This window comes from Pseudomonas sp. E1BtOHC1 (assembly GCF_058744285.1).
The window spans coordinates 1,458,915-1,480,731 of the sequence record NZ_CP196023.1 but is presented as its reverse complement, the minus strand read 5'-3'; the positions used below and the strand labels follow the sequence as shown (position 1 = coordinate 1,480,731).

Sequence of the window (21,817 nt, the reverse complement as noted above, 5' to 3'; positions counted from 1 at the left end):
GGCACTGCGACTTCACTAGAATTGCTCAGAGCAAGCGCCGTGCCAGTGGTTTTTTATTCTGAAAAAAGTCGCTGTCTTATTGTTATTTCGACTGTTTCGAGCCCATTTTTATTGGGCGTGCAACCGTCTAAACCGCGGAAGGTAAAACCCTGCTTTTTAATGGGCGCAACCCATGCGTGCCATCATTGCAACCGCGACACAATTCAACGTGCAACCCTGCTGTAACAGCCCGCGTCACCGAACTGCACACTGCTGGTGCGAGACTGCTACGAGCCGCACCATTACAGGCTAGTCGCTGCATCGAAAAGCGTCGTCCTCGACTGTTTATTTCCTTGTTCAGATGACGATCCGCAGGCACTGGCCCGCGTGGTAGAGGGAGAATCCGGCCTCGTACAGGCAACTGCGCAGCCCCACTCCGGCCAGGGGCTGCATGGGGGCGAAGGGAATCGGCAGGGCCTGGGGATTGCCGTTACACAAGTAGTCGGCGAAGGCCTTGCCGACCACGGTGCCGGTGGTTACGCCACGGCCGTTGTAACCGGTGACTGCCACCAGGCCGGGGGCCGGTTCGAACAGACGCATCAAGTGATCGGGGGTAAAGGCAATGCAGCCGGTCCAGGTGGATTCCCACTGCACCGGCTTGAGGTAGGGGAAGTAATGCTGCTGCACTCGGTCGGCCCAGGCCTTGAGGAACCACAGGGGTTTCTGGTTGCCGTTGCCCAGACTGCCCAGCAACAAGCGGCCATCGGCATCGCGCCGAATGCTGCTCAGCACCTGGCGGGTATCCCAGGAGCCCTGGCCCCCGGGCAGGATCTGCCGGGCGGCCTCTTCGGTGAGCGGCGCCGAGGCGACCTGATAGTAGTAGCCGGGGAAAAAGTTGCGCCGCAGCTCGGTCCAGTCGCCTTCGGTGTAGGCATTGGAGGCAATCACCACCTGCTCGGCCAGCACCGAACCCTGGTCGGTCTGCACCGACCAGCGCTGGCCCTGGCGTTCCAGGCGGGTGACGGGGGAATGATCGAACAACTGGCCGCCGAGCTTGATCGCGGCCTTGGCCAGCCCGGTGGTGTAGGCCATCGGGTTGAGGGTGCCAGCGCGCCGATCAAGCAAGGCAGCGGCGATCTTCCGGGTGCCGGTGGCGGTTTCACAGGCGGCACCGGTCAACAGTTCCACTGGCGCACCGCGGCGCTTCCATTGCTCTTCACGGCTGCGCAGGTCGGCTTCGCCCCGGGCGTTGTGGGCCATGTGCAACGTGCCTTCGCGGCGCAACTGGCAATCGATCTGGTATTTGTCCACCAGGCTGAACACCAGGGACGGCGCGGCCCCAAGCATGCGGTTGAGCTGGCTGCCCACCTGCTCGCCGAAACCGGCCTCGATCTCGTCCGGGGGAATCCACAGGCCGGCATTGACCAGCCCGACATTGCGCCCTGAACCGCCCTGCCCGGCGCGGTGGGCTTCGACGACACAGACCCGCTTGCCTTGCTCCAGCAGATGCACGGCCGCCGATAAACCGGTGAAGCCGGCGCCGATGATGCACACATCCGCCGTCAGCTCGCCCTTGAGCGGCGCGTTGTCAGGCCTTTGCGGAGTCAGTTTTTCCCATAGACACTCTTCACGTAACGCCATTGCCAGACTCCGAATCAACCCACCACAAACCAAGAAGCGCGTTTGCCGCTGTTCGCCAGCAAGCTGGCTCCTACCGGCGATACCAGGTCAATCGAAGGTAATGCCCTGGGCCAATGGCAGCTCCTGGGAGTAGTTGACGGTGTTGGTCTGGCGCCGCATGTAACCGCGCCAGGCATCGGAACCGGACTCGCGGCCGCCGCCGGTTTCCTTCTCGCCACCAAAGGCGCCGCCAATCTCTGCACCACTCGGGCCGATGTTGACGTTGGCAATGCCGCAGTCGCTGCCCACCGCCGACATGAACTGCTCGGCTTCACGCACGTCGGTGGTGAAGATGCACGACGACAGGCCCTGAGGCACGGCATTGTTCAAGCGCAGGGCCTCTTCGAAGTCGTTGTAACCAATGACATAGAGGATAGGAGCGAAGGTTTCGCTGCACACCACATCACTCTGCTCCGGCATTTCGACAATTGCCGGCGACACGTAATAGGCATTGGGGAACTGGTCCTGCAGCTGGCGCTGTCCACCGAACACCCGGCCGCCCTCGCTCAGGGCCTGCTCCAGGGCATCCTGCATGGCCTCGAAGCTGTGCTTGTCGATCAACGGGCCGATCAGGTTGCCTTGCAGAGGGTGGCCGATGCGCACCTTGGAATAGGCCGCCTTGAGACGGGTGACGATTTCCTCTTTCACCGACTCGTGGGCAATCAAGCGGCGCAAGGTGGTGCAACGCTGGCCGGCGGTGCCGACGGCGCTGAACAGGATGGCGCGCACAGCCATGTCCAGGTCGGCGCTCGGGCCAAGGATCATGGCGTTGTTGCCACCCAGTTCGAGAATGCTGCGGGCAAAGCGTGCGGCCACTTTCGGCGCCACTTCACGGCCCATGCGGGTACTGCCGGTGGCGCTGATCAGGGCCACTCGCGGATCGTCCACCAGGGCGGCGCCAGCGTCGCGGCCACCGATGATCACCTGGCTCAGGTACTCGGGAGCGTCCTGGAAATTCTTCAGCACGCGCTCCAGCAGTGCCTGGCAAGCCAGGGCGGTGAGCGGGGTCTTCTCCGAGGGTTTCCAGATCACCGGGTTGCCGCAAACCAGCGCCAGGGCGGTGTTCCAGGCCCAGACCGCCACCGGGAAGTTGAAGGCACTGATCACCCCCACCACCCCGAGCGGATGCCAGGTTTCACGCATGTGGTGACCGGGGCGCTCGGAGGCGATGGTCAAGCCATAGAGCTGGCGCGACAGGCCGACGGCGAAGTCGCAGATGTCAATCATCTCCTGCACCTCCCCCAGCCCTTCCTGGGTGATCTTGCCGGCTTCCCAGGAAACCAGTTCGCCCAGATCGGCCTTGCACTCGCGCAGCACCTCACCGAATTGCCGCACCAGCTCGCCACGACGGGGGGCCGGTACTTTGCGCCACAGGGCGAATGCATGCTCTGCGCGACTGACCTGCTGCTCCACTTCGGCGGCGCCCTGCCAGTTCACTGCGGCGATACGGCTGCCGTCGATCGGCGAATGCACAGGCTGGGTGCCCGACTGGTACAGGGCCGGGTTCACACCCAGACGATCAAGCAATGCGGCAACCATGGGGTCACTCCTTACAGATGAAAAGCCAAAAAAACCGACCGCTGCGACGGCCATCAAGGCCTGTAGTTGTAGCTGGCCTGAGACTTGCCAACAAACGACCTTTAAGCGAGATATCATTCCGTTTATTCATGCTGAGCCGGCATCCAGCACCGATAAGAACAAGGACCACCCATGCTCAACAAACGCTACCTGCCGTCGATCACTGCCCTGCAGTGCTTCGAGGCCGTTACCCGGCACCTGAGCTTCACGCGCGCCGCCGAGGAACTCAACCTGACCCAGAGCGCGGTCAGCAAGCAGGTGGCGCAGCTTGAAGAGCTGCTGCAGCACCTGTTGTTCCGTCGGGTACGCCGCCGCCTGCAACTGACCCCGGCCGGCGACCTGTATCTGGTCGAGGTGCGCAAGATCCTTACCCAGGTGGAGATGTCCACCCACTACCTGCGCTCCTACGGCGGCGAGACCGAAGTACTGCGGGTTTCCACGCCCTACACCTTCGGCGCTCGCTGGCTGGTGCCGCGCCTCAAGGGCTGGCGCCTGCGCCATCCGCATATCCACCTGGACCTGTGCAACGAGCAGGAGCCGGACGAACTGCTCCAGGGCCACGCCGACCTGGCGTTCTACTTCGGCCAGGGTTCGCGCCCCGGCACCGAGAGCCTGAAGCTGTTCAGCGAGGAGCTGGTGGCGGTCTGCGCCCCCGACAGCCTGCCCGCCGAACCCTTGACCGACCCCAGGCAACTGACCGACCTGGTCCTGCTGCAAAACGCCTCACGCCCCCAAGGCTGGCACGAATGGTTCGACCAGCAGGGTTATCAGACCGAACACAGCTACCATGGCCCGCGCTTCGAAACCTTCTATATGTGCATTCGCGCCGCCCAGGTCGGGTGTGGCGTGGCCCTGCTGCCCAGGTTCCTGGTGGAAGAAGAGCTGGCCGAAGGCAAGCTGGTGATCGCCTGGAAATACGCCATGCCCAGCCAGGACGCTTATTACCTGGCCTATCCCGAGCACTCGGCGGAAGTGCCCAAGGTCCGTGACTTCGTGCGCTGGATGCTGGAACACAACGACGCCCCCCTCCCGTAGGGGCCGACTTGCCGGCGATGGAGCCCTTGAGCCCTGCACAAGGCTGAAGAGCCATTCGCTGGCCAGCCAGCGCCTACAGCTGGAGAATGGCCCGCCGCAAAAAACGCTGGTCAAGCGCAGGACGTCTATGCGCCACTAGCGCATTCATTGAAAGAGCTGAAGCCGCCGCTGTCCGTTGCGGCCAGCATGGAGATTCCCGTTATGAGCGAGAGTGTGTTTGCCGATCGCATCGTGCAGAACCTGCTCGACACCGACTTCTACAAACTGACCATGATGCAGGCGGTGCTGCACAACTATCCCAACGTGGAAGTGGAATGGGAGTTTCGTTGCCGTAACAGCGAGGATCTGCAGCCGTACCTGGCGGAGATCCGCTATCAGTTCGAGCGCCTGGCGGAACTGAGCCTGAGCGCCGACCAACTGGGCTTTCTCGAACGCATCAGCTTCCTCAAGCCGGACTTCCTGCGCTTTCTCGGGCTGTTTCGCTTCAACCTGCGCTACGTGCACACCGGTATCGAAAACGGCGAACTGTTCATCCGCCTGCGCGGTCCCTGGCTGCACGTGATTCTGTTCGAAGTGCCGATGCTGGCCATCATCAGCGAAGTGCGTAACCGCTACCGCTACCGCGAGATCCTGCTGGTGCAGGCCCGGGAGCAGCTGTACCGCAAGTTCGACTGGCTGAGCGCCAACGCCAGCAGCGAAGAGTTATCCGAGCTGCAAGTGGCGGATTTCGGCACCCGCCGACGCTTTTCCTACCGGGTCCAGGAAGAAGTGGTGAACGTGCTCAAGCACGACTTCCCCGGGCGTTTTGTCGGCACCAGCAACGTGCACCTGTCCCGCGAGCTGAACATGAAGCCCCTGGGCACCATGGCCCACGAATGGATCATGGCCCACCAGCAATTGGGCCCCCGACTGATCGACAGCCAGATCGCCGCCCTCGACTGCTGGGTCCGTGAATACCGCGGGCTGCTGGGTATCGCCCTGACCGACTGCATCACCACCGACGCCTTCCTCGGTGACTTCGATCTGTTCTTCGCCAAGCTGTTCGACGGCCTGCGCCATGACTCCGGGGACCCGATCCTCTGGGCGGAGAAAGCCATCGCCCACTACCACAAGCTGGGCATCGACCCGATGAGCAAGACCCTGGTGTTCTCCGACAGCCTGACCCTGCCGCGCTCCCTGGAAATATTCCGGGCGCTGCGGGGGCGGATCAACGTCAGCTTTGGCATCGGCACCAACCTGACCTGCGATATTCCCGGTGTCGAGCCGATGAGCATCGTGCTTAAAATGGCCGCCTGCAATGGCCAGCCCGTCGCCAAGATCTCCGATGAAGCGGGCAAGACCCATTGCAAGGATCCCAACTTCGTCGCTTACTTGCGCCACGTTTTCCAAGTACCTGCCCAACCTGGCAAGGAGTGAATCATGCAAGCCGCACAGCGTGAGATTGCGCAGCAGCTGAAGGTCCAAGCACCTTTTCCCGACCATGCTGCCCTGGAGGCGGAAATCGCCCGGCGCATCCGTTTCATCCAGGACTGCCTGGTCAATTCCGGTCTCAAGTCCCTGGTCCTGGGTATCAGCGGCGGTGTCGACTCCCTGACCGCTGGCCTGCTGGCCCAACGCGCCATGCGTGAGCTGCGCGAGCGCAGTGGTGACGAGCACTACCGTTTCATCGCCGTGCGCCTGCCCTATGAGACCCAGTTCGACGAACACGACGCCCAGGCTTCGGTGGACTTCATCAACCCCGACGAACGCCACACCGTGAACATCGGCCCGGCGGTCAAGGCCCTGGCCAATGAAGTGGCGGCCTTTGAAGGCCAGCACGCGGTGTCCCGGGACTTTGTCCTCGGCAACACCAAGGCACGGATGCGCATGGTGGCCCAGTACACCATCGCCGGCGCCGCCCAAGGCCTGGTGATCGGTACCGACCACGCCGCCGAAGCGGTGATGGGTTTCTTCACCAAGTTCGGTGATGGCGCCTGCGACCTGGCGCCACTGAGCGGCCTGGTAAAGAATCAGGTGCGTTCGATTGCCCGCTACTTCGGCGCTCCGGAATCCCTGGTGGAGAAGGTGCCTACCGCCGACCTCGAGGACCTCTCCCCGGGCAAACCGGATGAAGCCTCACACGGCGTCACCTACACCGAGATCGACGCCTTCCTGCATGGCCAGCCGGTGCGTGAAGAAGCCTTCAAGATCATCTGCGACACCTACCGCAAGACCCATCACAAGCGCGTCATGCCCTTCGCCCCGTGACCCACCACGTTCTGTAGGAGCCGGCTTGCCGGAGAAGCGGCCGCTTGATGCTGCACAAGGTTCAACGGCCTGTTCGCGGGCAAGCCCGCTCCTACAGACACACACAAAAAAAGCGCCCCTCGGGGCGCTTTCCTGTTGCAGCCGGGCCTGATGCTTACTTCAGGACCACAGCGCCTTTCATCATCGAGTTGTGACCTGGGAATGAGCAGAAGAACTGGTAGCTTTCGCCAGCAGTCAGCTTCGATACGTCGAAGGTCACCGAATCTTTCTCGCCAGCACCGATGATCTTGGTGTGGGCGATGACGCGGGTGTCGCCTTCCTTCAGGTAGCTCTTGTCGATGCCGGCGGCCATGCCGTCGGTGGCGATGCCGGCCATGTCTGCGGTTTTGCTCAGGACCCAGTTATGGCCCATGACGTTCTTCGGCAGGCTGCCGGAGTGAGTCAGGTTCACGGTGAAGGTCTTGCAACTCTTGTCGATGGTGATTTCCTTAGTGTTGAAGGACATCTGGTCGGTAGAGTCGACATCGACCTTGCATTCGGCGGCCATCAATTGGCTGCTGGCCAGTGTCAACAGGGATACCGCAACGAGTTTGGCAAACATGGTGAATCTCCAAGGCAGGGTTAACAAAATCCATCTGAATCCATGGGACCGAAGACTGCCTGAATTTCTACCAAGTTCCTATGATTTGCATCAAAAAATTGTATACAACTCTCTGCTATCGGGCCGATCAAGACAATCAAACAGCCGACTGCGGGACCGCCCCCTAAAATCTGCCCATCAGCATCTTTTCGGAGCCTTGGTCATGCCTCTCAACAGCCTGTTTCGCAGTTTGCTCGCCGCCTACGCCTGCGGTGCCAGCGGTACCCATGAAACCCCGCAACGCGAGGTTTAATGCTTGGAGCCAGATCTTTCAGCCTTTACTCTGAGGCCATCAATGACCTCGGAGTAAGGCATGTCGTTAACTTCTGTCTGTGTATTTTGTGGCGCCAGTACCGGCAGCCATCCCCTCTATCGTGAAGCGGCCCAGGCCCTGGGCCGCGCCCTGGCCGAGCGCAAACTGACCCTGGTCTATGGCGGCGGCGCGGTGGGCCTGATGGGCCTAGTGGCCGATGCTGCACTGGCAGCCGGTGGTGAAGTCATCGGGATCATCCCGCAAAGCCTGAAAGACAAGGAAATCGGCCACAGCGGCCTGACCCGTCTGGAAGTGGTGGACGGCATGCACGCGCGCAAGGCGCGCATGGCCGAACTCAGCGATGCCTTCATTGCCCTGCCTGGGGGCCTGGGCACCCTGGAAGAGTTGTTCGAAGTCTGGACCTGGGGACAACTGGGCTATCACCACAAGCCCCTGGGCCTGCTGGAAGTGAACGGCTTCTACGAAAAACTCAGTGGATTTCTCGACCATATCGTCGGCGAAGGCTTCGTCCGTGCCCCACACCGTGACATGCTGCAAATGAGCGAATCGCCGGCCAGCCTGCTGGATGCCCTGGACGCCTGGAAGCCTTCGGTGGCGGACAAGTGGGCCGAGCGCAAACCCAGTTAACCGTCAGCACCCGATAACAGGCAGAATACGCGCCGCTCAACCTCACCTTCGACCCCAGAGGATCGCCCATGGCCAAACCCAACTACTCCTTCGCCAAACGTCAACGAGACTTGGCCAAGGAACAGAAGAAAGAGGAAAAGCTGCAACGCAAGAAAGCTGCTGCAGAAGAAACCAGCACACTGACCCCGGAGACTGAAGGTGAAGTGAGCGTCGATGACGCCGAGCCCCAGGCCCCCCAGGCCTGACCCGAGACTGTAGCAGCTGGCATGCCAGCGAAAACACTCTCCAGCCCCACGCAGTATCCGCTGGCCTCTTCGCCGGCAAGCCGACTCCTACAAGGTTTGATTTCGCGCCTAGCCGTAGGAGCTGGCTTGCCAGCGAAAGCGCTCTCCAGCCCTACGCAGTATCCGCCGCCCTCTTCGCCGGCAAGCCGGCTCCTACAGATTGGCGGTGTTATGCCAGGGGCATGACGGTGACTCGAACCTCCGGGTCATGGCTGCCACCACCAAGAATCACTCCACGCAACGGCGAAACATCGGAAAAATCACGGCCCCAGGCCAGGGTGATGTGCTCCAGTGCCGGCTGCACGTTGTTGGTAGGGTCGAAATCCACCCAGCCCAGCACCGGGCAAAACACCGAAACCCAGGCATGGGAAGCGTCGGCACCGATCAGCCGCGGCTGCCCCGGCGGTGGCTGGGTCAGCAGGTAGCCGCTGATGTAGCGCGCCGCCAGCCCCCGTGAACGCAGGCAGGCCAGCATCAGATGGGCAAAGTCCTGGCACACACCCCGTCGACGCTCCAGCACCTCCACCAAAGGTGTCGCCACTTGGGTCGCCTCGGCATCGAAGGTGAACTCGCTGAAGATCTTCTCCATCAAGGCCTGGACGCCCTGCAACAGTGGCCGTCCCGGAGCAAAGCAGCTTTCGGAAAACTCGACGAAGCGCTGCTTGAGATGCACATAGGGTGATTCGAAGCGATAGCGGCTGGCTTCCAGCAAAGCCACCGGCAACGGCCGACCGCTGTAGGTCAGGGCTCCCCGGGCGACATCCCAGGCCATAGACGCGGCAAAGTCCAAACGCGGCCGATCCAGCACCTCGACGCCAAGCTGGGCATTGACCTGCAGTTCATCATGGGGCCGCTCGAAGGCCAGCCGGGTCAGGGGATTGCCAAACACATCTTGCTCGTCACGGCGGGTGGTGGGCTCGGGAGTGATCAGCAATTGCCGCTCGCTGCACTGTTGCCAGGCGCAAGCCCGGGGCCACAAGTGCGCCAGCTGCTGGGCCAGGGACACCGGGCTGTCATAGCGATAATGGGTGTCATGGAAAATCTGGTAACGAGCGCTCATCAGACCGACACCGTTTGCTGGCTGACATCATCCACATGGGCGAAATGCCGCAAGGCCAGGCGATCGGACACCTGGCCGCTGACCTCGGCGATCTCTTGCAACAGGTCCGCCAACCCTGCCACGGCGGCTCTCACGCTGGCCTCGCCAAACAGCGAGTTCTCCAGGCAGCCCAGGTCGAAATGGGCCAGGCGCTCCACCAGCCTCGGCAACGCCACCTCACGGGGCACACCGAAGTCATCGTTGAGTCGCTTTAGGGTACGGGTCACCAGCTTGAGCTGGAACAGCACGGCGTGGGGGTTCTGCTCATCCAGCAGCAACAGGTCGAGGACCGGGATCAACTGCGCCACCGCCAGATAACGGGAGCGATAGGTGATGCTGCTGTTACCCAGCTCCAACAGCCACTCCAGGCCAGCCTGGTCGAAAACCGCAGTGCCCCGCAGGAAGGCCGCCAGGCTGCTGCTGAGAAATTGCAGGCGCTCGATGCGCCGGCCAATCATCAGGAAGCGCCAACCCTCGTCCCGGGTCATGTCGTCCAGGGCGAACCCCGAGAGCGCCGCCAAGGACATCACCAGACGGTTGAGAAAATCCAGCAGCTCGCCGAAGTCCGGCTCCGCGGTGTCCAGCTCCTGGGCTTCGCGTTGCAGCTCCACCAGGGCCTGCCAGTTTTCCCGGGACAGTTTGCCGCGCACCTGGGAGGCAGCCCACTGCAGGCGCTGCAGGTTGGAGCGCAAGCTGAACGACCAGTCCTCCCCCAGCAGGGCCGCCAGCAGACGCTCGGGCAACTCGCCCTCATCCGGCAACAGCATCAGGCTTTCCCCCAGGTCCACCGCGGCCAGCAAAGCTCGCGGATCGTCGCCATCGACGTAACGGGCCAGCATGATCCGCAGCAGCCGTGCGCTGTCGTCACAGCGCTCACAATAACGACCAAACCAGAACAGGTTCTCCACCACCCGCGACGGCAAGTAGGGATCACGACGGACCAAGTCATAGACACCAATGGTGCGCTGGGCCTTCCATTGCTCGCCGCTAGGGGCGCGCTCCCCCAGCACCCAAGTGTCCTTGCTGGCGCCACCGCGCTGCATCGACACCACTTCGGCGTCAGCATCGGCAGCGACCCGGGTCAGGCCGCCGGGCAGCACCCGATAGCCGTCGTCGCTGGCCACCGCGTACACCCGCATGCCGATGGCCCGGGGCTGCAAGCGACCGTCCTCGGCCTGCCACACCGGCGCCTGGGACAGTTGCGGCAACTCCTGGGCGACATAGGCGTAGGGCCGCGCACGCATGCGCTCGGCGAGGCTGGCGCGCTGCTCGGGGCTCAGGTCGCGCCCCAGCACCGGTGTGAAGCTCTGGGACGGAAACGCCGGCTTGATCAGCAGCTCCGGAAGTTTCTCCAGGGCCTGTTGCAGCACGGGTGCCTCGCCACACCACCAGGTGGCAATGGAAGGCAGGAGCAATTCCTCCCCCAGCAGGAACTGGCTGATTTTCGGCAGGAAGCCCAGCAGCCCTGGGGACTCCAGCACCCCGCTGCCCAAGGCATTGGCCACCAGCACCCGGCCCTGACGCACGGCATCCAGCAGGCCGGGCACCCCCAGGGCGGAATCGGTACGCAGCTCTAGGGGGTCACAGAAATCATCATCCAGGCGACGCATGATGGCGTGCACCCGACGCAAGCCACTGAGGGTCTTGAGATAGACCGTGGCATCGCGCACCGTCAGGTCGCCGCCCTCCACCAGCGGGTAACCCAGCTGGCGTGCCAGGTACAGATGTTCGAAATAACTCTCGTTGAAACGCCCAGGCGTCAACAGCACGATCAGCGGTGCTTCGGCATCTCGGGGCGCCTGCCGGGCCAGGGTTTCCTGCAGGGCACGGAAGAAGCCGGCCAGATGCTGCACTTGCAGGTCGCGGTACAGATCCGGAAAGGCCCGGGACACGATCATGCGATTTTCCAGGGCATAGCCAGCCCCGGACGGCGCCTGGGTACGATCGGCAGTGACCCACCAGCGACCATCGGGGGTGCGCGCCAGGTCCACTGCATAGAGGTGCAGAAAGGTCTGCTCGGGCGGCTGGATGCCTTGGCATGGCCAGAGAAAATTGTTGTGTCCGAACACCAGTTCCGCGGGCAACAGCCCTTCGCTGATCAGTCGCTGCGGGCCGTACAGGTCCGCCAGTACGGCATTGAGCAGGCGCGCTCGCTGGGCGATACCGGCGGACAACAGCTGCCACTCCTCCACTGGGATCACATGGGGCAGCAGGTCCAGCTCCCAGGGCCGGTCCGCGCCCTTGGGGTCGGCATAGACGTTGTAGGTGACACCGTTCTCGTGGATCTGCCGGGTCAGCAGCGCCTGGCGCTGGGCCAGTTGCGCGGGGCTGCTGCGTTGCAGTTGTTCAAGCAGGCGCTGCCAGTGCGCCCGGACCGCACCCTGGTCATCCAGCAGCTCGTGGTAGGTACCCGCCGTCAGCGGGTAACGGTCTAGCAAGTCAGGCATGGAACACTCGGCAGACGGCAGGGAAAGTCAGATTAACCCACAGCCCCGACACCCGGATATGGCTATATCGCGGGCGTCGCAGGTGGATTAGAAGCGTCGCAAATCCAGGGTCATGGGCAGCTCGTCATTGATGATCAGAGGAGGCACCGCGAGGCTCCCGGGGCTGTGTCCGAGGCGAAAGAAACGCGCCATGCGCCGGCTTTCCGCTTCATTGGCATTGACCGGCAGGCTGTCGTAGTTGCGTCCCCCAGGATGGGCCACATGGTATTGGCAGCCCCCCAGGGAGCGCTGCATCCAACTGTCCAGCAGATCGAACACCAACGGTGCGTGTACCGGGATGCCGGGTTGCAGGCAGTTGGCCGGCTGCCAGGCGCGATAACGCACTCCGGCGACAAATTCCCCTACCCGACCGGTGGGCTGCAAGGGGACCGCCACACCGTTGCAGGTCAGCACATGGCGCAGCGGCGTCAACCCGCTGACCTTGACCTGCAAACGCTCCAGAGAAGAGTCGACATAACGCACCGCGCCCCCGGCCCCGCCCTCTTCCCCCAGCACATGCCAGGGCTCCAGCGCCTGACGCAACTCCAGCTCGATGCCGCTGACCGCGTAATCGCCGACCTTGGGAAAGCGAAACTCCAGGTGCGGGGCAAACCACTCGGCCCGCAGCGGATATCCGGCGGCATTGAGCTCCACCAGCACATCGGCGAAATCCTGCTCGATGAAATGCGGCAGCAGGAAGCGATCGTGCAGCTCGGTGCCCCAACGCGCCAGCTTGGCCGGGGCATAAGGCTCGCGCCAGAACCGCGCCACCAGCGCCCGCAGCAGCAACTGCTGGACCAGGCTCATGCGCTCATGGGGCGGCATTTCAAAGGCCCGCAGCTCGAGCAGACCGAGACGCCCGGTGGCGCCGTCCGGCGAATAGAGCTTGTCGATGCAGAACTCCGCGCGATGGGTATTGCCGGTGACATCGATCAGCAGGTTGCGCAGCAGGCGGTCCACTCGCCACGGCGGGCACTCCTCGCCCGGCGCGGGTATCTGCGCAAAGGCGATTTCCAGTTCGTAAAGCGAGTCGTTGCGCGCCTCGTCGACCCTGGGAGCCTGGGAGGTGGGGCCGATGAACAACCCGGAAAACAGGTAGGACAACGACGGATGATTGTGCCAGTAGCTGATCAGGCTACGCAGCAGGTCGGGGCGGCGCAGGAACGGCGAATCCGCCGGCGTCGCGCCACCGAGGACGAAATGGTTGCCGCCGCCGGTGCCGGTGTGGCGCCCGTCGATCATGAACTTCTCACTGGTCAGGCGGGTCTGCCGGGCCTGCTCATACAGAAACTCGGTGCGCTCCACCAGCTCGTCCCAACTGACCGATGGCTGCACGTTGACCTCGATCACGCCCGGGTCCGGCGTCACCCGGAAGTTGCACAAGCGTGGGTCCGCCGGCGGCTCGTAGCCCTCCAGCAGCACCGGACAATGCAACTCTGCCGCCGTGGCTTCGATCACGCTGACCAGTTGCAGGTAATCCTCGAGTCGTTCCAGGGGCGGCATGAACAGATACAGCCGCCCTTCTCGCGCCTCGGCGCAGAGCGCGGTACGGGTCAACCAGTCCGCGGACTGATCGATCCCTGGCACGCGCTCATCCAGAACCGCCGCCTCAGGGACTTCTGCGAGCCGCGCCAGGTCCGGCAGCTCAGGGAAGTCCTGGTTCGGATCGTTGGGATGTATGAAGGGGTACTCCGCCGCCGTCACCCAGGGCTGGGACGCCAGGGGCAGGCGATAGCCCAGAGCGGAATCCCCGGGCACCAGCCGGCAATGACTGTCGCGCAGGTACCAGCGGCCACTCTGCCATTGATCACCCTTGGCGGTACGGGCCAGGGGCAGCACCTGGCCAATGACCTTGTCCAGCCCCTGGCTGAACACCTTGCGCAACCGCTGGCGCTCCAGGGCATCCTCCAGCCGCGAGTCCTCGGCACTGACATTGAGGGGCAGGCTGCCCTCGCGCCACAGGTAGTAGAAGTGGTCTTCATAGGCGGGAAACACGAAGCGCCCCGGCAGCTTCAGGCGCTCGGCGACACTGGCGAGAAAGCGCCCGGCCAGTGCTGCATCAGCGCCGTAGTCCTCGTGCTCATCGGCAATCAAGGCGTCGTTGTGCCAGATCGGCACGCCGTCCCGTCGCCAATGGCAGTTCAGCGACCAGCGCGGCAATTGCTCCCCCGGGTACCACTTGCCCTGGCCGAAGTGCACCAGCCCCTGAGGCCCGTAGCGCTGGCGCAGGCGCTGGAACAGCTCACCGGCCAGACGCCGCTTGTTCGCTCCCAGGGCGGCGGTGTTCCACTCGGCGCCGTCGGGGTCGTCGATGGCCACGAAGGTCGGCTCGCCGCCCATGGTCAAGCGCACATCGCCCTCCAGCAGGTCCACATCGATCCGCCGGCCCAGGGCCTGGATCGCCAGCCACTGCTCGTCGGTGTAAGGCTTGGTGACCCGGGGTGCTTCCCAGATCCGTTCCACACTCATTTCATGGCTGAACTGACACTCGCAAGGTTCCACCAGGCCAGTGATGGGCGCCGCTGAAGAGGGATCGGGGCTGCAGGCCAGGGGAATGTGACCCTCTCCGGCAAACAGCCCCGAGGTGGCGTCCAGGCCGATCCAGCCGGCTCCGGGCAAGTAGACCTCGCACCAGGCATGCAGGTCAGTGAAGTCCACCTCGGTGCCCGAAGGACCATCCAGGGATTTGACGTCGGCCGTGAGCTGGATCAGGTAGCCGGAGACGAAGCGCGCCGCCAGTCCCAAGTGGCGCAACAGCTGCACCAGCAGCCAGGCCGAATCGCGGCAGGAGCCGGAGGCATTGACCAGGGTCTGCTCCGGGCTCTGCACCCCCGGCTCCAGGCGAATCAGGTAGGCGATGTCTGCGCTGAGACGCTGATTCAACGCCACCAGGAAGTCCACCGCTGGCAACGGCGTACGCGAGATACCGTCCAGGTAGGCCTGGAACTTCGGCGTCAGGGGCAGGGTTTCCAGGTAGGGCACCAGCTCACGCTGCTCATCGGCGGCGTAGGCAAAAGGGATCTTCTGCGCGTAGGGCTCGAGGAAGAAGTCGAACGGATTGAACACCGCCATCTCCGCCAGCAGATCCACTTCGATCCGCAGCTCGGTGGTTTTCTCCGCAAAGACCAGGCGCGCCAGGTAATTGCCCTGGGGGTCCTGCTGCCAGTTGATGAAATGCTGCTCGGGCTGGACCTTCAGCGCATAGGAGAGGATTCGCGTGCGGCTGTGGGCAGCCGGGCGCAGGCGGACGATCTGCGGGCCAAGTTCGACGGCGCGGTCGTAGCGATAGTGCGTGACATGGTGCAATGCGACATGAATCGACACGGCGTGCCTCCTGCGAGCCTGAGCGGTGGATGAACCCGCGCAAGACTTGTGCCAGGGCCCAAGTCCGGGGGGTTGTTCAACGACTCAGGGCAGTACAGCACCAAAACCGCGCAACCGGTGCATCCCTGTGCAGCTCACTGCACAGAAATGTGCCAGACGGCATGGCTCGAAGCGGCTGCGCTCGCACTGTTAATGGAGCGCCAGCGCTGACAGCCGATCGCCAACAAGACCGGCTTGCGCCGCTATCGAGAGCCAAAGCAAAACGCCAGCTCCGAGGAGCTGGCGTTCTGTTGTCTAGCGCGGCACCACCGGCTTGCGGGTTGGCTTCTTGCCTTTGCCCTTGGCCGCATCGGCACGCTCCTTGGCAGCCTGCTTGTTGCGGGCGAAGGCAGCGGCCTTGGCCTGCTCACGCTTGTCCCAGGCATTGCCACCGTCACTGCCTCGCGGCGGCAAGCCGGTGTGCTGGGTAAGGATCTTGGTTTCCTTGGCCACCTTGTGGCTGCCGGCCGGTGTCGAGTTCTTGCGGCGGGCGCTCTGGTAGCTGTCGGTGGCCGGCTGATGGGTCGGAATCAGCTGGTTCTTGCCTGGGCCGATCAGATCACCACGGCCCATGCGCAGCAGGGCTTCGCGCAGCATCGGCCAGCCCTTCGGATCGTGATAGCGCAGGAACGCCTTGTGCAGGCGACGCTGCTCCTCGCTCTTGACGATGGTCACGCCGTCGCTCTTGTAGGTGACCTTGCGCAGCGGGTTCTTGCCCGAGTGGTACATGGCGGTGGCAGTAGCCATCGGCGACGGATAGAACGCCTGCACCTGGTCGGCGCGGAAGCCGTTGCCCTTGAGCCACAGGGCCAGGTTCATCATGTCTTCGTCGGTGGTCCCCGGGTGCGCGGCGATGAAGTACGGAATCAGGTACTGCTCCTTGCCCGCTTCCTTGGAGTACTTCTCGAACATCCGCTTGAACCGGTCATAGGTACCAATGCCCGGCTTCATCATCTGATTGAGCGGACCTTCCTCGGTGTGTTCCGGGGCAATCTTCAGGTAGCCACCCACGTGATGGGTCACCAGCTCCTTGACGTACTCCGGCGATTCCACCGCCAGGTCATAACGCAGGCCCGAGGCGATGAGGATCTTCTTCACCCCAGGCAGGGCGCGAGCACTGCGATACAGCTGGATCAACGACGAATGGTCGGTGTTCAGGTTCGGGCAGATACCGGGGAACACGCAGGACGGCTTGCGGCACGCGGATTCGATTTCCGGGCTCTTGCAGGCGATGCGGTACATGTTCGCGGTCGGACCGCCAAGGTCGGAGATCACCCCGGTAAAGCCGGGAACCTTGTCGCGGATTTCTTCGATCTCGCGAATGATCGACTCTTCGGAACGGTTCTGGATGATCCGCCCTTCGTGCTCGGTGATGGAACAGAAGGTACAGCCACCGAAGCAGCCACGCATGATGTTCACCGAGAAGCGGATCATGTCGTAGGCCGGGATCTTTTCCTTGCCATAGGCCGGGTGCGGAATGCGCTGATAAGGCATGCCGAACACGTAGTCCATTTCCTCGGTGGTCATGGGAATGGGCGGCGGGTTGAACCACACATCCACTTCGCCATGCTTCTGCACCAGGGCACGGGCGTTGCCCGGGTTGGTTTCCAGGTGCAGCACGCGGTTGGCGTGAGCGTACAGGACCGGGTCGTTGCGCACCTTCTCCATGGACGGCAGGCGGATCACGGTCTTGTCCCGGGTCATCCGCGGGCTGGCCAGGATCTGCACCACCTTGGCTTCGCTCGGATCTTCAACCGGCCCCTTCTCCTGCTCGATGGCGCAGGCCTGGGTGTCCTGGGTGTTGACGTAGGGGTTGATGATCTTGTCGATCTTGCCCGGACGGTCGATACGGGTGGAGTCCACTTCGTACCAGTCTTTGGGCGTGTCGCGGCGGATGAAGGCGGTGCCGCGCACGTCGGTGATGTCTTCGATCTTGTGGCCGTAGGACAGGCGCTGGGCAACTTCGACAATGGCTCGCTCGGCGTTGCCGTAGAGCAGGATATCGGCGCTGGCGTCGATCAGGATCGAGTTGCGCACCCGGTCCTGCCAGTAGTCGTAGTGGGCGATGCGACGCAGAGACGCCTCGATGCCGCCAAGGACGATTGGCACGTTCTTGTAGGCTTCCTTGCAACGCTGGCTGTAGACCAGGCTGGCACGGTCCGGACGCTTGCCCGCCAGGCCGCCCGGGGTGTAGGCGTCGTCGGAGCGGATCTTCTTGTCGGCGGTGTAGCGGTTGATCATCGAGTCCATGTTGCCGGCGGCGACACCGAAAAACAGGTTCGGCTCGCCGAGCTTCATGAAGTCGTCTTTGGATTGCCAGTTGGGCTGGGCGATGATCCCGACGCGAAAGCCCTGGGACTCCAGCAGCCGGCCGATGATCGCCATGCCGAACGACGGGTGATCGACATAGGCATCACCGGTGACGATGATGATGTCGCAGGAATCCCAGCCGAGCTGATCCATCTCCTCCCTGCTCATGGGCAGGAATGGTGCCGGCCCGAAACATTCGGCCCAGTACTTTGGATAGTCAAATAACGGCTTGGCTGCTTGCATGTCGATGACCGGTGTTGGCTTGGATAGGGACGCGTTGATTCACAGGGAAATTCGCGGGCGCGGAATATAGCACAAAAAATAACCAATTCCGACCGTAATGGTCGGAATTCGTTGTCACGTCACGCGACCCGTGGCCAACCACTATGGCTGGCGCCGTTATTCGTCGTCGTCGAAGTTGTAGCTGCCCGGAGCAAGGTTCTCGAAGCGGGTGTACTTGCCGATGAAGGCCAGGCGGATAAAGCCGATGGGGCCGTTCCGCTGCTTGCCGATGATGATCTCGGCAATGCCCTTGTGCTCGGTCTCGGGGTGATACACCTCGTCCCGGTACACGAACATGATCACGTCGGCGTCCTGCTCGATCGCTCCGGATTCCCGCAAGTCGGAGTTCACCGGACGCTTGTTGGGACGTTGCTCCAGGGAGCGGTTGAGCTGGGACAGAGCCACCACCGGGCAGTTGAATTCCTTGGCTAGGGCTTTCAGGGATCGGGAGATCTCGGAAATCTCGTTGGTCCGGTTGTCACCGCTGGAGCCCGGGATCTGCATCAGTTGCAGGTAGTCGATCATGATCAGGCCGATGTCGCCGTGCTCGCGCACCAGGCGCCGGGTCCGCGCACGCATTTCCGAGGGGCTGATGCCCGCGGTGTCGTCGATGAACAGCTTGCGGTCGTTGAGCAGGTTGACCGCCGAGGTCAGGCGCGGCCAGTCGTCATCTTCCAACTGACCGGAACGGACCTTGGTCTGATCGATGCGGCCCAGGGAGGACAGCATACGCATGATCAGCGATTCGCCTGGCATCTCCAGGGAGTACACCAGCACCGCCTTGTCGCTGCGCAGTACCGCGTTTTCCACCAGGTTCATGGCGAAGGTGGTCTTACCCATGGACGGACGGCCGGCGACGATGATCAAGTCGGCCGGTTGCAGGCCACTGGTCTTCTCGTCGAGGTCGGTGTAGCCGGTGGACAGGCCAGTGATGGCGTTGTCGGTGTTGAACAAGGTATCGATACGGTCGATGGCCTTGGTCAGCAACTCGTTGACCCCTACCGGGCCGCCAGTCTTGGGCCGCGCCTCGGCGATCTGGAAGATCTGCCGTTCGGCCTCATCGAGGATCTCTTCGGCGGTGCGGCCTTCAGGGTTGAAGGCGCTGTCAGCGATCTCGGTACTGATACCGATCAGCTGGCGCAGGGTCGCCCTTTGGCGAACGATCTGCGCATAGGCCTTGATGTTGGCCACCGACGGGGTGTTCTTCGCCAGCTCACCGAGGTAGCCCAGGCCACCGACCTGGGAGGTCTGCCCTTCCTTGTCCAGTTGCTCGGACAGGGTGACCACGTCGATCGGCATGTTCTGGTCGGCCAGCTTGGCGATGGCGCGGAAGATCAAACGGTGGTCATGCCGATAGAAATCGCCGTCGGACACTTGATCCAACACGCGTTCCCAGGCGTTGTTGTCCAGCATCAGACCACCGAGCACGGCCTGTTCGGCCTCGATGGAATGCGGCGGCACCTTCAGGGCAGCGGTTTGCAGATCGTATTGCTCGGGAGCGGAGATATCGTTCATGGCCACTTGGAATTCGGGGGGTGAAAAACAGGATCAGCAGAAAGACAAAGGGCACGACCTGTAAACAGGATCGTGCCCGATGTTAACCGTCAGCCACACAAGGTGCCAGACGATTTGGTACTGCTTAAGCAGCCACCACGACAACGCGTACGGTTGCTTCAACTTCAGCGTGCAGGTGCACGGCTACGTCGAATTCACCTACGTTGCGGATGGTGCCGTTCGGCAGACGAACTTCGCTTTTTGCAACTTCAACGCCGGAGGCGGTCAGTGCATCAGCGATGTCGTGGGTGCCGATCGAACCGAACAGCTTGCCTTCGTCACCGGCGGTGGCAGTGATGGTCACTTCCAGCTCGGCCAGTTGGGCAGCGCGGCTTTCAGCCGAAGCTTTACGGTCTGCAGCCAGTTTTTCCAGCTCAGCACGACGCTCTTCGAACGCAGCCAGGTTGGCAGCGGTAGCAGCGGTGGCTTTGCCGTAAGGCAGCAGGTAGTTACGGCCGTAACCAGCCTTAACGTTCACTTTGTCGCCCAGGTTGCCCAGGTTGGCGACTTTTTCCAGAAGGATCAGTTGCATGTGAAAATCCTCTTAACTTTTAACCTTCACCGTTCGCGCTATCGGCGTCTTTCGGCGCCAAACGACCGCGAAAATCAACCAGACTGTCGACAATGGCCAGGACCACGAGCAACGGATAGATCAGCTGCATGAATGGCAACAGCGTGACGTACAACCCCACCAGCCAGAATCTGGCCAGTCGCCCTTGCGCCACCAGCCCGTGAATCAGGGCCAGCCCGGCAAAAACCAGCGGGACACTGCACATCGGCGTGAGCATGGCCAGTTGAGGTCCGAAGTTCGGCCCCACCAACATGCACGCCAGCAGTAACATCGCTGGCCCAAGAGGGATTCTGATGGCGCGAAACTCGCGACCAAAACCACCCGGGTTATACAACACAGCCTGCCAGTAACGCCCAAGAATCAGGCTCAGCACGCTGATGGCTTGCAACAAGGCCGCTATCAGGCCGGTCAGGATCGGTGCAATCAGCGTGGCAAGACGAGCTCGCTCTTCAACCGATAACTGCTGGTAGACCTCACCCAAGGCCATCGGCAGGATTTTTATCAATTCCTGCGACAACGCTTCGATCTGAGGGCGGAAAGCCGCACCCAGGACTCCAGCAAACACCAATCCCATCGCTATGCTGACCAGCAGCACGCGGCTCCAGGACTCGCTTGCGCGCAAAACCAACGCAAGACTCGAAGACCCCACCAGCACCAGAAATGCTCGCGGGTCATCGAACGCCAGCCACCAGAACAAAGCCGGCAGCATTCCCAGAGCGAGGACACCAAGGGCATCCTTCAACCCGCGCCGCAGAAGCACCAGGCTCCCCGCGGCAGCACCCAACCAATACAACAACGGCAATGCCGAACAGCCAGCCACTACCAGAGTGGCCTGCATACGACCGCGCATGATGAACTCAGCTAAGGCGCGCATGCATTCAATCCCTTACTACTTGTCGACTGCCTGGTCTCAGCGGCCGTGGCTGTCGGTGTAGGCCAGCAGGGCCAGGAAGCGGGCGCGCTTGATAGCGGTGGCCAGCTGACGCTGATAACGAGCTTTGGTACCGGTGATGCGGCTTGGAACGATTTTGCCGGTCTCGGATACGTAGGCTTTCAGAGTGTTGAGATCTTTGTAATCGATCTCTTTCACGTCTTCAGCGGTGAAGCGGCAGAATTTACGACGACGGAAGAAACGTGCCATGTAATTGGCTCCTTAAAAGGTCCGTGGATTACTCGTCAGCGTTATCGCTGGCGTCGCTGTTATCGCTGTCATCGCCATCGGCGCTGTCAGAATGCTCAGGACGGTCACGACGCTCACGGCGCTCACTGCGGTTTTCTTCAGCCTTGAGCATCTCGGATTGGCCGGTAACGGCTTCTTCGCGACGGATGACCAGGTTACGGATCACAGCATCGTTGTAACGGAAGTTGTCTTCCAGCTCAGCCAGGGCTTTGCCAGTGCACTCAACGTTCAGCATCACGTAGTGAGCCTTGTGAACATTGTTGATTGCGTAGGCCAGTTGACGACGGCCCCAGTCTTCCAGACGGTGGATTTTGCCGCCGTCTTCTTCGATCAGCTTGGTGTAACGCTCAACCATGCCGCCGACTTGCTCGCTTTGATCCGGGTGGACCAAAAAGATGATTTCGTAATGACGCATGAATGCTCCTTACGGGTTGTAGCCTGCCGCCTATAAGCGGTCAGACAAGGAGTGAATGACACTTGTGTGTCTTGCCACAGATAGGCACATATGCGCCTGCCGTCACGGCAAGGGGCGCAATTGTAGAGAAGGGGGAACAGCGGCGCAAGGCAATTGGTGATTATTTGAACAATCATCTGCAGGAGCCAACGAGCCGGCGATGGACGGCTGGGC

General features: G+C 62.3%; 17 protein-coding genes. 5 read left to right on the top strand and 12 right to left on the bottom strand.

Features of this window, described 5'->3' with window-relative positions:
* Positions 1 to 336 precede the first annotated feature (336 nt).
* Both amaA and amaB read right to left on the bottom strand, forming a co-directional pair.
* On the bottom strand, positions 337 to 1,620 hold the full coding sequence (gene amaA / locus ACSSVC_RS06775; RefSeq protein WP_346634576.1) for an L-pipecolate oxidase: 1,284 nt from the start codon (positions 1,618 to 1,620) through the stop codon (positions 337 to 339).
* Between the two features lie 87 nt (positions 1,621 to 1,707).
* The gene (amaB, locus tag ACSSVC_RS06770) at positions 1,708 to 3,198 is read right to left on the bottom strand and encodes an L-piperidine-6-carboxylate dehydrogenase (RefSeq protein WP_492612101.1); all 1,491 of its coding nucleotides are present in this window, start codon (positions 3,196 to 3,198) and stop codon (positions 1,708 to 1,710) included.
* Between the two features lie 171 nt (positions 3,199 to 3,369).
* Here amaB and ACSSVC_RS06765 point away from each other — a divergent pair, with 171 nt between their 5' ends.
* The 3 genes from ACSSVC_RS06765 to nadE all read left to right on the top strand — a co-directional run bounded on the left by ACSSVC_RS06765 (position 3,370) and on the right by nadE (position 6,519).
* Positions 3,370 to 4,272: a LysR family transcriptional regulator gene (locus ACSSVC_RS06765; RefSeq protein WP_346634574.1), complete on the top strand. Its 903-nt coding sequence runs from the start codon at positions 3,370 to 3,372 to the stop codon at positions 4,270 to 4,272.
* Between the two features lie 201 nt (positions 4,273 to 4,473).
* Positions 4,474 to 5,688: a nicotinate phosphoribosyltransferase gene (pncB, locus tag ACSSVC_RS06760; RefSeq protein ID WP_404938133.1), complete on the top strand. Its 1,215-nt coding sequence runs from the start codon at positions 4,474 to 4,476 to the stop codon at positions 5,686 to 5,688.
* Positions 5,689 to 5,691: 3 nt separating this feature from the next.
* Positions 5,692 to 6,519: an NAD(+) synthase gene (gene nadE, locus ACSSVC_RS06755; protein ID WP_346634572.1), complete on the top strand. Its 828-nt coding sequence runs from the start codon at positions 5,692 to 5,694 to the stop codon at positions 6,517 to 6,519.
* Positions 6,520 to 6,673: 154 nt separating this feature from the next.
* On the opposite strand, the gene azu is transcribed toward nadE, so the two are convergent.
* Positions 6,674 to 7,120, bottom strand: a complete 447-nt coding sequence (gene azu, locus ACSSVC_RS06750; RefSeq protein WP_011058960.1) for an azurin — start codon at positions 7,118 to 7,120, stop codon at positions 6,674 to 6,676.
* 352 nt (positions 7,121 to 7,472) lie between these two features.
* On the opposite strand from azu, the gene ACSSVC_RS06745 reads away from it, so the two are divergent.
* On the top strand, positions 7,473 to 8,060 hold the full coding sequence (locus ACSSVC_RS06745) for a cytokinin riboside 5'-monophosphate phosphoribohydrolase (protein ID WP_346634571.1): 588 nt from the start codon (positions 7,473 to 7,475) through the stop codon (positions 8,058 to 8,060).
* A gap of 68 nt (positions 8,061 to 8,128) precedes the next feature.
* Positions 8,129 to 8,305: a hypothetical protein gene (locus ACSSVC_RS06740; protein WP_346634570.1), complete on the top strand. Its 177-nt coding sequence runs from the start codon at positions 8,129 to 8,131 to the stop codon at positions 8,303 to 8,305.
* A 208-nt stretch (positions 8,306 to 8,513) separates the two neighbouring features.
* On the opposite strand, the gene ACSSVC_RS06735 is transcribed toward ACSSVC_RS06740, so the two are convergent.
* From ACSSVC_RS06735 to rpsF, 9 genes are all read right to left on the bottom strand, one after another.
* The gene (locus ACSSVC_RS06735) at positions 8,514 to 9,404 is read right to left on the bottom strand and encodes a transglutaminase family protein (RefSeq protein WP_346634569.1); all 891 of its coding nucleotides are present in this window, start codon (positions 9,402 to 9,404) and stop codon (positions 8,514 to 8,516) included.
* Positions 9,404 to 11,890: a circularly permuted type 2 ATP-grasp protein gene (locus tag ACSSVC_RS06730; RefSeq protein WP_346634568.1), complete on the bottom strand. Its 2,487-nt coding sequence runs from the start codon at positions 11,888 to 11,890 to the stop codon at positions 9,404 to 9,406. Before ACSSVC_RS06730 ends, ACSSVC_RS06735 begins: the two co-directional genes overlap by 1 nt.
* Positions 11,891 to 11,977: 87 nt before the next feature.
* The gene (locus ACSSVC_RS06725; RefSeq protein WP_492612100.1) at positions 11,978 to 15,253 is read right to left on the bottom strand and encodes a transglutaminase family protein; all 3,276 of its coding nucleotides are present in this window, start codon (positions 15,251 to 15,253) and stop codon (positions 11,978 to 11,980) included.
* 294 nt (positions 15,254 to 15,547) lie between these two features.
* Positions 15,548 to 17,845 carry a YgiQ family radical SAM protein gene (locus ACSSVC_RS06720; RefSeq protein WP_346634566.1) on the bottom strand — a complete coding sequence of 766 codons (2,298 nt, stop codon included), beginning with the start codon at positions 17,843 to 17,845 and terminating at the stop codon, positions 15,548 to 15,550.
* A 156-nt stretch (positions 17,846 to 18,001) separates the two neighbouring features.
* A complete protein-coding gene (dnaB, locus tag ACSSVC_RS06715; protein WP_025130480.1) occupies positions 18,002 to 19,399 on the bottom strand; it encodes a replicative DNA helicase in 1,398 nt (465 codons plus the stop codon).
* 124 nt (positions 19,400 to 19,523) lie between these two features.
* Positions 19,524 to 19,970 (bottom strand): 50S ribosomal protein L9, encoded by a 447-nt coding sequence (rplI, locus tag ACSSVC_RS06710; protein WP_020299422.1) that lies wholly within the window; start codon positions 19,968 to 19,970, stop codon positions 19,524 to 19,526.
* Positions 19,971 to 19,989: 19 nt separating this feature from the next.
* On the bottom strand, positions 19,990 to 20,883 hold the full coding sequence (locus ACSSVC_RS06705) for a hypothetical protein (protein WP_492612099.1): 894 nt from the start codon (positions 20,881 to 20,883) through the stop codon (positions 19,990 to 19,992).
* 36 nt (positions 20,884 to 20,919) lie between these two features.
* Entirely contained in the window at positions 20,920 to 21,150 is a 231-nt protein-coding gene (gene rpsR / locus ACSSVC_RS06700; protein WP_002551829.1) for a 30S ribosomal protein S18, read from the bottom strand.
* Between the two features lie 28 nt (positions 21,151 to 21,178).
* Positions 21,179 to 21,604 carry a 30S ribosomal protein S6 gene (rpsF, locus tag ACSSVC_RS06695; protein WP_020299424.1) on the bottom strand — a complete coding sequence of 142 codons (426 nt, stop codon included), beginning with the start codon at positions 21,602 to 21,604 and terminating at the stop codon, positions 21,179 to 21,181.
* Positions 21,605 to 21,817 lie beyond the last annotated feature (213 nt).